Consider the following 12,414-nt stretch of genomic DNA (forward strand, 5'->3'; position numbering starts at 1 on the left):
ATTTAATATTATTGATTCTGCTGTTCCAAATATTAGATTTCAGCATGATTACATCAATATACTAATGAAAAATAAAATGATACTCAAAAATCGAACACTAAATCAGAATCAGGTTTACCATCAGGATTCACCTTGTTTTGTGATGTATATCAAATAATAATAACAAACGGTTATCTGGCTTTTATCAATATAGTCAATAATATAAATCGCCCTTATATTTTGATTAAAACGTAAATGACTTCTTTTTTAGCGACACTTCGTCCCCTTTCACTATACTCACTGCTTGCCTCTGGCTTATTATTCCCAATAAATATAACTCATGCTGCGGAACATGAACGTCCTTATGTCGTTGCCGCTTATTACCCTGATTGGAAAGTTTACACACCTAATAACCCCTATTCTGCAAGCATGATCCCTGCGGATAAACTGACTCATTTAATCTATGCTTTTTTGGCAGCCTGCGGCCCGGTCGATTCATCACCAGATAACATCAAAAAAATAATTAAAACCCAATGTAAAGATAAACCTATTGGTACTGCTATTATTTTAGATGAATATGCAGCATTACAAATAAAACTGACGGGTGAAACGGCCTCAAATGTCAGTTATAAAGGTAATTTTGGCCAATTAAAGCAACTGTCAGAAACGTACCCTCATTTAAGTATTCTTCCAAGTTTTGGCGGTTGGACTCTATCAGAGCCCTTTCATACAATCGCTATTAATCCTATTTATCGACAAACATTTATAAACACTGCAACAGATTTAATCACGAAATATGATTTTTTTGATGGTATTCAAATTGACTGGGAATATCCTGGTGGGTACGGGTTATCGGGTAAAGGAAAAGATAAAGTATCTCAAGAACGAGAAGCCTACAGCCTTTTAATCGAGGAATTACGATATAAATTAGATAGTTTAGGTAGTAAGAATAACCGTCATTACCAACTCTCAGCGGCAATCAATGCCGACAAGAAAACCTTACCAGGCATCAATTGGGCACATATTGCTAATCATTTAGATCAACTCTATTTAATGAGTTTTGATTTCTTAGGCAACTGGAGTAACGTCGTTGGTCATCACAGCAATCTATACAGTACGGCCAATACACCCAATAATAATTCAGTTGATAATCTAGTGAGAACCCTGATAGCAAAACAGGTTGATGCACATAAGATCATTATTGGGAGTGCTTTTTATGGCAGAGGATGGCAAGGTGTTGATCTTATCTCCCCCGACAAACTTGAAAATTTACAGAGCCAAGGTGGATTACTTAAAGGATCTGACATTAAAGATCCTGGGTATTTTACTTACAGTGATCTCAGTAAATATTTTATTAACAATCCTAAATTAGGCTACCGTTATTACTATGACCAGCATGCTGAGGCTGCTGTGCTCTATAATCAAAAAAATAAAGAATATATTAGTTTTGATGATAAACGTTCGCTCAAAGCTAAAGCTGATTATGCAAAACAACATAAACTTGGCGGAGTATTTGCTTGGGAAATCACGTCTGACGCTAATAATGAACTGATCACCATACTCGATAATAATTTAAATCCTTAGTTATCAAGTATAACTTACTATTAATATCAATTGCGCTAGCATAACTGATGGCTATTTCACTGGTTTATTTTTATACGGAATATTCCTTTTATTGTCATCTGGCGCTTATTTTATTTCGCTAGCGCTTTTTTTTTTATTTTTTTGCTGACAATCACATTTTTATCCCCTAACATTGCGGGCGAAATGAGTTCCGATGAAGATAGCAGGAGAGCGGCCATTGACGAATACCATGATGGTATAACACGTCGGCCCGCCGAAGAAGTAAGCGAAAAACAGCATGATCCCATCAGGTTGTCGTTCGTAAATCTTTCAGGCACCAGGTTGCATTAATGCAATAGGTATGGACTGTTATTGGAGGAGCCTCTGGAGAGACTCGTTAAATCGAGCGCCGAAGGAGCAAACCGTTGCAATATAACGGTGAAACTCTCAGGCAAAAGGACAGAGGAGATAAGAGCAGCAACCAGAAGCCATTCTGTAACTAACATTTACCTGTTGTTCTGTATCTCTTCCTTTGTACGTTGAAGGAGGAATAATGAATCCACTACATGACACAATTTTTAATTTTCTACGCACGTTAGATAGCTTTGTTTGGGGACCTCCCCTATTAATTTTATTAGTAGGTACAGGTTTATACCTCACAATTCGACTTGGTTTTATCCAGATCCGTTACCTACCACTGGCATTACAATATGTTTTTGGTGGTAAAAAAGATCCAGATAGCCGTGGCGAAGGTGATGTTTCAAGCTTTGCTGCTTTGTGTACTGCTTTATCTGCAACAATTGGTACAGGTAATATTGTTGGTGTTGCAACCGCAATTAAACTCGGTGGTCCCGGTGCACTATTTTGGATGTGGCTTGCTGCTTTATTTGGTATGGCAACAAAATATGCTGAATGTCTATTAGCGGTTAAATACCGTGAAATTGACGCTAACGGTCAGATTCTTGGTGGTCCAATGTACTACCTCGAAAAAGGGGTTGGTAGTAAATGGCTCGCTAAATTATTTGCAATTTTCGCTGTGGGTGTTGCTTGCTTTGGTATTGGTACTTTTCCGCAAGCAAACGCTATAGTAGAAGCGGCACATATTTCATTTAGCGCACCTAAAGAAATTACGGTTGTTATATTAACAATCTTAGTGGCAACAGTAACATTAGGCGGTATTCAATCAATTTCTAAAGTAGCAAGTACGGTTGTACCACTGATGGCTGGCTTTTATATTATGGCTTGCTTAATCGTTTTAGGTACTAACTTCCATGCACTACCCGCTGCGATTGAAACCGTTATTCAATCAGCCTTTACTGGCCATGCAGCTACTGGTGGTTTTGTTGGTGCAGGAATGATGCTTGCGATTCAATCAGGTATTGCGCGAGGCGTATTCTCAAATGAATCAGGACTAGGTAGCGCGCCTATTGCGGCTGCGGCAGCACAAACGAATTCGTGTGTACGTCAAGGTCTAGTTTCGATGACAGGTACGTTCTTTGATACCATCATCATCTGTACTATGACAGGCTTAACGCTAGTAGTAACAGGTGCATGGGCTGGCGATTTCGCTGGTGCAACCATGACAACGCATGCCTTTGCTGCTGGTTTGAATTCAGATTACTATGGTCCATTAATGGTCTCTGTAGGCCTAATGTTCTTTGCCTTTACTACTATTTTAGGCTGGAACTACTACGGTGAGCGCTGTATTACGTATTTATTTGGCGTAAAAGCAATCATGCCATACAAGTTAGTTTTCTTAGTGCTTATCGCAAGCGGCGCTTTCATGCAACTTGATATGATTTGGGTAATTGCTGATATTGTTAATGGCTTAATGGCTATTCCAAACCTGATTGGTTTAGTGGTATTACGCCATGTTGTTATTGCTGAAACCCAGCAATACTTTGCAGTCCTTAAATTACAGCGTGAAAATAATGATCCAATCTCAGTGAGCTAAATATTATTAGCCCACAATAAAAAGCCTCAGTCATTACAATGTAATGCTGAGGCTTTTTTGTTTCTGATTAATATTGTTACTTATTAAAGCGTCTCTCGCTTGCTGTAAGCTATTCATCATCTATCTCTGCTCTAATACCCTTATCTATCTCTAGCATATTATTAAGCTCTTCCTGCTCTTCCTGCTCTTCCTGCTCTTCCTGCTCTTCCTGCTCTTCCTGCTCTTCCTGCTCTTCCTGCTCTTCCTGCTCTTCCTGCTCTTCCTGCTCTTCCTGCTCTTCCTGCTCTTCCTGCTCTCGCATTATTAACAAAAAAAAACGGATGCCAATGACTTTATCAGTCGGCATCCGTTTAATTTTATACTTCTAACTTATGAGATTAGCTCATGATTATGCAGCTGTTACTACCGCTGGTGTATCTTCACCACGCATAACGCGTGTTAGCTTAGGCGCAATAATCATAGTGAACAGAGCAATACCCGCTGTAGAGTAACCAATAATACCAAACACATGGCTATATAACATTAGTGTTTGATGCGGTTCAATAACGTTCGCAGGTGCCGCAGTTAACGTCGCAACCCAACCAGCAACAACCGCAGCAGTTGCTGATGTTAGGAACCACATCCCCATTGCAAAGCCCATCATACGTTGTGGTACAAGTTGAGCAACCATTGCTAAACCAAGACCCGATACAAACAACTCGCCGATAGATTGGAATCCATAAGAAATAATTAACCAATTTGAATCAACAATACCGTCGCTATTGGCAAAGTGCGCACCAAGTACTAACACTAAGAATGACAAACTACATAGCACCATGCCTAATGCAAATTTAAATGGCATAGAGAAACGATCGCCATATTTGTTATAAATCATCGCAAGTACTGGACTGGCAATCATAATCCATAAAGGGTTAAGTGCTTGGAATTGTTCTGGCGCAACACTGATACCAAATAAGTCATGAGAAATATTATGGATAGCAAAGAAGTTCAATGATGTCGGCATTTGGAAATAAAGAACAAAGAACACGACACCTTGCAACATTAATATAAAGGCAACGAACATTTTTGCACGTTCAATACCTGATGTTGAAAATAGTTCTTTAAAGTACAAACCAACAATCGTACAACCAACAACAATTAAAATAGCATGCGCATAAAATAGGTGTTGCAATAATACCGAGCTAACAAAACTTAATGCAATAGTACCGACAACAACACCAAGGTAATATGTTTTGTTAACAGGCTTCATGTCCGGCTTAGAACCGATATTTTTAACAATATGGCCACTAATAAAGAAGTTAATAAGAGTAATAACTAGGCCAGCAGCACTCACACCAAAAGCAAAGTCATAACCAAATCTCTCTGCGATCCATGGTGATAATAGCATTGAGAAAAACGAACCGAGGTTAATAGCCATGTAGTACATAGTAAATGCACCATCTAGACGAGGATCATCTTTTCCATAAACCTTGGCTAATAAACTTGAAGGGTTTGCCTTAAATAAGCCATTACCCATAGTAATAAAGCCCATTGCTATATAGATAAGATCTGAACCACCGTAACCACTGGTCGCAGATAAACCTAATAAAGCATAACCAATAACAAGCACCATCGCGCCTAATCTGATGGTTCTTTTCGTTCCGAGAACTTTATCTCCTACCCAGCCGCCAATAGCAACCGAGCCATAAACTAATGCTGAAAATGCGCCAAATAAAGTAAAAGACGCCGTTTCTGACATGCCAAGAATCTTAACCATATAAACAGTTAAAATTGCTTGCATACCGTAGAAACCAAAACGTTCCCAGAATTCAATTGAAAATATCAAATAGAACGGTTTTGGTTGTTTAAATACGTTCCCGTCAGACATATGCTGTTTCCTTGAAAGATTTCAGGTAAAACTAATCTAAACACGTATATTTCTTAATGTTATTTCGCCCCAATGTGAAATAACAAGAATAATGACGCTATACCGTTTTATTAGTAATGAATATAAAATAAAAAGCAGCTACTGATTATAGTTATGCATTTTCTTACATTAAGACTGAAATAAAACAATAAATAAAGACACCGAAAATGGAATATTAAATACCACCAATATTATATATTTACTAACCTCTTTATAAACATACAATTACGATATTAAAACGTCGTTCGAATATAGATTTAATATATTATCATTTATTTAAATACACTTACCATTAATAATAATGGTTATCATTACCATTAATACCAATGAAACTGATTGCTTTTTAACCTCTTTTTGCTCCTTATATACTATTATTAAAAAACGAAAACATGAGTCATATTACTAGATTAAATCCGTGACTTATTTTTGCTTTTATTAAGTATTACTTAATATAAATATTCAATATCAGAAATAAGGTAGAGGTTATGCAAACAACATTATCACGGCGTCGTTTTATGCAATTAACTGCAAGTGGTATTATTGGATTAACTGTGGGTAATAAAATTATTATTCGTCCAGCATTTGCGACTGAGCTTCCTCACCTAGAAGAAAATAATCCACAAGCCGTCGCACTAAAATATGTCAATCAATCGACGATAAAAAACCAGCAATGTAAAAACTGCTTATTAATTCGTGATGGTGCTAATAATAATCACTGGCAGCCATGCGTTATATTTTCAGGGAAGACAGTTAATATCAACGGCTGGTGTTCAGCTTATGCACCAAAACCCACATAAGTATTATTTCCCTTTTTCATTTAAAAATACCTGCGTCATAGCGCAGGCATTTTTATATTATTATCATTATTCGTTTAGCGGTAACAACGCTCACCCCAACGCGCTAATCCCGCCGTTACAGAACCAAAGTAGCTACCGCTTACGATAGGAATATTCGGTAACTGTTGCTCTATGCATTGGCGTAAAATAGGCGAACGTGCAGTACCACCCGTCATGAAGATAGCATCAGGCTTAGTTTGACTTTGAGCCATAGCTTCAACAACGAGCTCTCGCATTTTCTCTTTTGGTGTTTCAATTGCTTCTGCTAACTGCTGTACTGAAATGTCTACATGAAATAAATCTTGCATCAATGCCATATTCACCGTGTGGTGAGCTTGGCTCGATAGTGCAATTTTCGCCTCTTCCGCATGGCGAATAATCTGATAACCAAGTGTCTCATGATACACATGAATTAATCGTGACAATAATTGTGGATCAGCTGCATCGTGACGCAGTTTTTCTAACGCGCGTAAATTAGCGTCGCCGTAAAACTCAGTCTGTGCGGCAACATTATTAATCGCAATTGGATTCCAAAATTGATTAAACGGCATATCAATACCCCGCACCGTTTTACTTCCCAAACCAAATTGTGGCATGAGTTGTTTAAACGCTAAATGAATATCAAGATCATTACCACCAATACGTTGACCACTGTGTGCTAATAAACTTGAACTGCGATCGGTTAAATGACGAAAACTAGGTCCCATCTGAATTAATGAACAGTCAGTTGTACCGCCACCGATATCAACCACCAGCACAGTTTTATCTGCAGTTAAGGTTGATTCATATTCAAGCCCAGCAGCGACGGGTTCAAATTGAAAGCACACATTTTTAAAACCGGCTCGTTTTGCAGCCTGAGATAAAATCCCTTCTGCTTGTTGGTTAGCATTTTCGCCACCAATCCCTTGAAAGTTTACCGGGCGTCCAATAACGGTACTGGTGATATCTTGTTGTAAGCTTTGTTCTGCCGAACGTTTAATGTTAACCATCATTGCGCAAACAAGATCTTCAAAAAAACTAATCTGGCCATCACGTAAACCGTTCGCACCCAAAAATGATTTTGGTGATTTTACGTAATAGACTTCTTCAGGATCATCAAGATATAGATCAAGTGCAGCCTGACCAAACTGTAGATCGCCAGCAACGACCTCAATATCTTCTTCTCGATTAAAAGCAATCGCACGACGTAGTACTTGCTCCCCAACACTGTCTGAAGGTGAAATTCCCATAAAACGATACAGGTATTCAGACACAGCTTCTCGTGTTGGTGCACATAAGGTCGACGGAATATATTGATTATTTTTCTCTAACGGTAAAAGTTTAGGTTTACTATCTTCCATCACTGCAACCGAACAATTCGCGGTTCCATAATCAAATCCAATGTACATCGATTAACACTCACATGCGGCAAAAAAGCCGCTAATAATAGCTGATTATAAGATGTAACACACGGAGATATTCACGCTTAATAATAGATAACCACTTAACATCAATAAACGTTTAACATTCGTACACAAATGAATTAAGTGGCACATTTTTTATGAGTTTTTATCAATTTATCGATGCATTTATTATAAATAATCGACATAATGGAATAATTCTTATTTATAAAAGTACCGAATCATGAAACGTATTTATCAAGCTTTTTTTGTTCTTCTCTTTACTGTTTTTGCATTATCTGGTTGTTCTGATTCAAAAACACCGCAAGAAGGTGATCAATACTCAGTGATCCCAACGCCTATGCCTGAAATGAAAGGCATCACTGAGATTTTTTCTCTTTCTTGTGGTCATTGCCGTAAAATGGAAAGTATCCTTCCTGAAATTAAGAAATTAACGAATAGCAATATTAAACAAGTTCACGTTATTTTTAATGAAAGCGCTCAAAAAGCCGCCTTCATCTTCTATGCTGCAATGGTACAAACAGATAACAACCCAAGCCACGCATTAGTTGAGCAATTATTTTCGTTTGTACAAGACTCACCAAAAGATATGACTGCAGATCAACGTAAAGCAGCTATCGATAAAATCTTCCATGACAACAAGCTAAAAAGTCCTTATGAGCTAACAGAAGCTCAACAAAAACAAGTCTTTAAGATGTTCCAACAATCTGAAGATATTGTTCGTAATGCCGCATTAGAATCAGTACCAGCATTCTTAGTTAATGGTAAATATCTCGTTAACACCAGTGCTCATAAGAACCTACAAGATTTAGCCGCTACCATTGATTATCTAAAAAACAAACAATAATTCGTTGAATTATCTATTATAAATACCTGTCATTGGCAGGTATTTTTTTATTCAAAAACGGGTAATTAACAATAAATAATAAAAACATTATTTCCTTCAAAACCACCTACTCTAATATCAGCGCTCTCGCTATCAATATATTTCAAATATCACGCCATCATTAAATTTGCAGTTAATTCTTCATACTCCGCCCCATTTTCATAAAAAAACTATAACACTCACTTTCAATTTGTCGTACAAAATAGCTACTTATTATAAATAGCTATAAATGGATTTTTAACATTTACAAGGAGGTGCTTGTTATGAGTGATATTGCTTTATCTATCAGTATATTATCACTGGTAGCCGTACTCGGTTTATGGATGGGAAACTGGCGTATTAAAGGCGTTGGTCTAGGTATCGGTGGTGTTTTATTTGGCGGAATTATTGTCGGACATTATACCGAAACAATGGGCATTAGTTTAAATGCGCATACCTTACATTTTATTCAAGAATTCGGTTTGATTTTATTTGTCTACACCATTGGTATTCAAGTTGGACCGGGTTTTTTTGCGTCATTACGGAGTTCTGGTTTAAAGCTCAATGGTTTTGCGGCACTGGTCGTATTATTAGGCTGTGTCGTCGCAATCATACTTTATATTGTTTTTGATGTACCGCTCCCTATTCTATTGGGTATCTATTCTGGCGCTGTCACAAATACACCTGCATTAGGTGCGGGACAACAAATTCTATCAGAACTCGGTGTATCCGCTGATTTATTAGATATTACCGGTATGGGTTATGCCGTTGCTTATCCTTTTGGTATTTGCGGTATTCTCATCACAATGTGGCTATTACGATTAATATTTAAAGTTAATATTGATAAAGAAGCAATGGTCTACAACTCTAACAGTGGTGACAAAAAAGAAGGCTTACAAACGCTCAATGTTGCGGTTCGAAATCCTAATTTAAGCGGCCTCACCTTTGTTCAAATTCCAGCAATCACTGAAGGTGCAATTATTTGTTCCCGATTAAAGCGAGGAAACCAACTTTCGATACCTAAAGAGTCAACACCAATTGAGCTTAATGATGTATTACATTTAGTAGGCACAAAAGTCGCACTTGAAAAAGCACGATTAGTGATTGGTGATATTGTCGATATCTCGCTATCAACTAAAGGTACAGATTTACAAGTTGAGCGTTTAGTGGTCACGAATGAGATTGTATTAGGCAAAAAAATTCGCGAATTAGAACTAAAAGAAAAATACGATGTTGTCATTTCTCGACTGAACCGAGCCGGTGTTGAATTAGTGCCTAATAGCCAAACCTCATTGCAATTTGGTGACATTCTTAATCTTGTTGGTAGTAAAGACGCCATTGCAGCGGTAAGTGGTATGGTAGGTAATGCCGAACAAAAACTCCAACACGTGCAAATGTTACCGATCTTTATTGGTATTGGCCTCGGCATCTTATTAGGCTCAATTCCTTTATACCTACCAGGATTCCCAGCAGCACTCAAACTCGGTCTTGCGGGCGGTCCTTTGATTGTTGCATTAATACTGGCTCGTATTGGTAGCATCGGTAAACTTTATTGGTTCATGCCACCTAGTGCTAACTTAGCTTTGCGTGAAATAGGGATAGTCTTATTTTTGGCGGTGGTCGGATTAAAATCAGGCAGTGGTTTCATTGATACTTTAGTCAATGGCGATGGCTTTAGTTGGATGGCTTATGGTGCCTTAATTACTTTTATTCCTTTAATCATTACAGGTTGTATTGCGCGCATATTTGGTGAACTTAACTACCTTTCAATGTGTGGTATGTTAGCCGGATCAATGACAGATCCACCAGCGCTAGCCTTTGCAAATGGACTGCATCCTAGTAATGGTGCTGCTGCACTTTCATATGCGACCGTTTATCCTCTGGTGATGTGTTTACGTATTTTATCACCGCAAATACTGGCGATCCTGCTCTGGATTGGATAACAAAAAACAGCCATTATCGTCAATATTCAAACGATAATGGCTGTTACTTTCGACTAAAAAAATATTGAACAATTCAACAGCAACTTATTAATCAACAAACACTAAACATGGCATGCCATGATGTTCTATTTTCTCAATACCTGTTTTAAATACCGCTTGTAAGCGCTCAACCGTCATAACTTGCTCAACGTCACCAAAAGCAACACACTGCCCATGATCTAGCAGCATTACATTATCCGCTTCACGTAAGGTTCGATTGAGATCATGATTTACCATAACAACCGTAATGCCCTGCTGAGAAATGTTACGTACCAATTGATACATCGCAGCTTCTTGACCAATATCTAAAGCAGCGGCTGGTTCATCAAGCAATAATAGCTTTGCTTGAGGGTTTATCGTCGGCCAAACTTGTAAGCATGCAGCGGCAAGTCGTACCCGTTGCCATTCACCACCAGACAGTTGTTGAATATTACGCGATAACTTATCTTGAATATCTAATCGCTGACAAATCTCATCTAATGCCCGTTGTAATTGCGTCATATCCACATTTTGCAAAGCTGAAACAGCTAAAGATAAATATTGAAACACAGGAATAGAAAAATTGGGTTTATCTTGCTGTGCTAAATAACTACGGACATGTGCTAATGAAGGTAAATCATACTCACCTAATTCATTATTCAGTAATGTAATACTGCCACTGTAATCAAATAATCCCGATAAAATAGAGAGTACAGTACTCTTACCACTGCCATTCGGCCCAATAACATGCGTGATCTGTCCTGAATACAGGGAAAATGACTGCGGTAATAATCGTGGTATAAAACTGATCTCTTGAGCGGTTAAGACTAATGCCATCGATTCAGAGCTTGCGCCATTATCTATTCTTGTAGCCATAATTTAATCCAACTGCGAACGCATCAGCATCCAAATAAACACGGGGGCGCCTAGTGACGTTGTCACCACGCCAATAGGCAGATCAGCATCAGCCAGTAAGACTCGTGATAAGGTATCAGCTAGCACTAATAATATGCCACCACAGATAGCAGAAAGAGGCAATAAATAGCGATTTTCAGTGCCAAACTGTAATCGTAATAAGTGTGGTACAACTAAACCAACAAACCCAATCACTCCCGCAAGCGCCACGGAACAACCTACCAATAGCGAGATCATTAAAATCAATAGCCATCGAATACGTCGAACATCGACGCCTAACTGACGAGCAGCGATATCACCCAACATCATGACATCCAGTGATTTACCTTGCATACAGAGCACTATCAATACTGGCACTATCACAAATAAGAGCGACAACTGCTCCCAGCTCACACCACCGACACTGCCCATCAACCAATACATTAATTGACGCATACTTAAATCATCACTGAAATAAAATGCCCACGTCACTACCGCCCCCGATAGAATACCAAGTGCAACACCAATTAATAATAATCGTGCCATTGATATTTTTTGGCGTCGTGAAAAACCAACTAAAATAAGGGTAAATAACAACGCACCGAACATCGCCGCTATCATGGTAATAAAAGGCGTTGGTGTAATTGAGGTCACAAAAAGTAATAGCACCACAGCCAAACTGGCACCACCAGAAATACCTAATACGCCAGGTTCCGCTAATGGATTACCCAATAATACTTGTAAGACAGCCCCTGAACTCGCCAATGCTGCGCCCACAATTAATGCAGCTAAAACACGTGGAATACGTAATTGCACTAACAATTGCTGTTGAAGATCCCCATCTGGTGCCCAAGGTAAAATCCATACTTCACCAACAGAGACAGCAAACACACAAATAACCACTAACAGCAACGATGAAACCACTAAACAGGTACGCCATCGCTGCTGTTGCCGTGATAATAATTCATTTAACAACATCAATACTTATTACGCTCAAAGAATAAGGCTAAATACCATACATTGCCGCCATTATAATGCAAATAAACCGAGAAAAAA

Annotated in this window: 10 protein-coding genes and 1 riboswitch; of the genes, 5 read left to right on the top strand and 5 right to left on the bottom strand. The window is 38.4% G+C overall.

Annotated elements, in window-relative coordinates:
- Positions 1-234 precede the first annotated feature (234 nt).
- The gene (locus tag VXS03_RS00590) at positions 235-1,563 is read left to right on the top strand and encodes a glycoside hydrolase family 18 protein (RefSeq protein WP_327761389.1); all 1,329 of its coding nucleotides are present in this window, start codon (positions 235-237) and stop codon (positions 1,561-1,563) included.
- A 353-nt stretch (positions 1,564-1,916) separates the two neighbouring features.
- A riboswitch (glycine riboswitch) is annotated at positions 1,917-2,015 on the top strand.
- 80 nt (positions 2,016-2,095) lie between these two features.
- The gene (locus tag VXS03_RS00595) at positions 2,096-3,496 is read left to right on the top strand and encodes an alanine/glycine:cation symporter family protein (protein WP_327761390.1); all 1,401 of its coding nucleotides are present in this window, start codon (positions 2,096-2,098) and stop codon (positions 3,494-3,496) included.
- 109 nt (positions 3,497-3,605) lie between these two features.
- On the opposite strand, the gene VXS03_RS00600 is transcribed toward VXS03_RS00595, so the two are convergent.
- Together VXS03_RS00600 and dtpA are read right to left on the bottom strand one after the other, a co-directional pair.
- Complete coding sequence (locus VXS03_RS00600) at positions 3,606-3,842, bottom strand: hypothetical protein (protein WP_327761391.1); 237 nt, start codon at positions 3,840-3,842, stop codon at positions 3,606-3,608.
- 42 nt (positions 3,843-3,884) lie between these two features.
- Positions 3,885-5,363 (bottom strand): dipeptide/tripeptide permease DtpA, encoded by a 1,479-nt coding sequence (gene dtpA / locus VXS03_RS00605; RefSeq protein WP_327761393.1) that lies wholly within the window; start codon positions 5,361-5,363, stop codon positions 3,885-3,887.
- Positions 5,364-5,887: 524 nt separating this feature from the next.
- On the opposite strand from dtpA, the gene VXS03_RS00610 reads away from it, so the two are divergent.
- A complete protein-coding gene (locus tag VXS03_RS00610) occupies positions 5,888-6,199 on the top strand; it encodes a high-potential iron-sulfur protein (RefSeq protein ID WP_327761394.1) in 312 nt (103 codons plus the stop codon).
- A 74-nt stretch (positions 6,200-6,273) separates the two neighbouring features.
- On the opposite strand, the gene yegD is transcribed toward VXS03_RS00610, so the two are convergent.
- The gene (yegD, locus tag VXS03_RS00615; RefSeq protein WP_327761395.1) at positions 6,274-7,626 is read right to left on the bottom strand and encodes a molecular chaperone; all 1,353 of its coding nucleotides are present in this window, start codon (positions 7,624-7,626) and stop codon (positions 6,274-6,276) included.
- A 235-nt stretch (positions 7,627-7,861) separates the two neighbouring features.
- Here yegD and VXS03_RS00620 point away from each other — a divergent pair, with 235 nt between their 5' ends.
- Together VXS03_RS00620 and VXS03_RS00625 are read left to right on the top strand one after the other, a co-directional pair.
- Positions 7,862-8,485 carry a thiol:disulfide interchange protein DsbA/DsbL gene (locus tag VXS03_RS00620; RefSeq protein WP_327761397.1) on the top strand — a complete coding sequence of 208 codons (624 nt, stop codon included), beginning with the start codon at positions 7,862-7,864 and terminating at the stop codon, positions 8,483-8,485.
- Between the two features lie 302 nt (positions 8,486-8,787).
- Complete coding sequence (locus tag VXS03_RS00625; protein WP_327761399.1) at positions 8,788-10,446, top strand: putative transporter; 1,659 nt, start codon at positions 8,788-8,790, stop codon at positions 10,444-10,446.
- Between the two features lie 87 nt (positions 10,447-10,533).
- Here the strand turns inward: VXS03_RS00625 and btuD are convergent, their stop codons facing one another.
- Both btuD and btuC read right to left on the bottom strand, forming a co-directional pair.
- Positions 10,534-11,301, bottom strand: coding sequence for a vitamin B12 ABC transporter ATP-binding protein BtuD (gene btuD / locus VXS03_RS00630; RefSeq protein WP_327762018.1), 768 nt, complete (start codon positions 11,299-11,301; stop codon positions 10,534-10,536).
- A gap of 42 nt (positions 11,302-11,343) precedes the next feature.
- Complete coding sequence (gene btuC, locus VXS03_RS00635) at positions 11,344-12,336, bottom strand: vitamin B12 ABC transporter permease BtuC (RefSeq protein ID WP_327761400.1); 993 nt, start codon at positions 12,334-12,336, stop codon at positions 11,344-11,346.
- Positions 12,337-12,414 lie beyond the last annotated feature (78 nt).

The sequence above is a fragment of the Photobacterium sp. S4TG1 genome, from assembly GCF_036040035.1.
GTDB lineage: Bacteria > Pseudomonadota > Gammaproteobacteria > Enterobacterales > Vibrionaceae > Photobacterium.

Bases quoted from the DNA above. Each gene is read 5' to 3' on its own strand.
- btuD (WP_327762018.1), bottom strand. From the start codon at position 11,301: ATGGCATTAGTCTTAACCGCTCAAGAGATCAGTTTTATACCACGATTA.
- VXS03_RS00610 (WP_327761394.1), top strand. From the start codon at position 5,888: ATGCAAACAACATTATCACGGCGTCGTTTTATGCAATTAACTGCAAGT.
- VXS03_RS00590 (WP_327761389.1), top strand. From the start codon at position 235: ATGACTTCTTTTTTAGCGACACTTCGTCCCCTTTCACTATACTCACTG.
- VXS03_RS00595 (WP_327761390.1), top strand. From the start codon at position 2,096: ATGAATCCACTACATGACACAATTTTTAATTTTCTACGCACGTTAGAT.
- VXS03_RS00620 (WP_327761397.1), top strand. From the start codon at position 7,862: ATGAAACGTATTTATCAAGCTTTTTTTGTTCTTCTCTTTACTGTTTTT.
- yegD (WP_327761395.1), bottom strand. From the start codon at position 7,626: ATGTACATTGGATTTGATTATGGAACCGCGAATTGTTCGGTTGCAGTG.
- btuC (WP_327761400.1), bottom strand. From the start codon at position 12,336: ATGTTGTTAAATGAATTATTATCACGGCAACAGCAGCGATGGCGTACC.
- VXS03_RS00600 (WP_327761391.1), bottom strand. From the start codon at position 3,842: ATGCCGACTGATAAAGTCATTGGCATCCGTTTTTTTTTGTTAATAATG.
- dtpA (WP_327761393.1), bottom strand. From the start codon at position 5,363: ATGTCTGACGGGAACGTATTTAAACAACCAAAACCGTTCTATTTGATA.
- VXS03_RS00625 (WP_327761399.1), top strand. From the start codon at position 8,788: ATGAGTGATATTGCTTTATCTATCAGTATATTATCACTGGTAGCCGTA.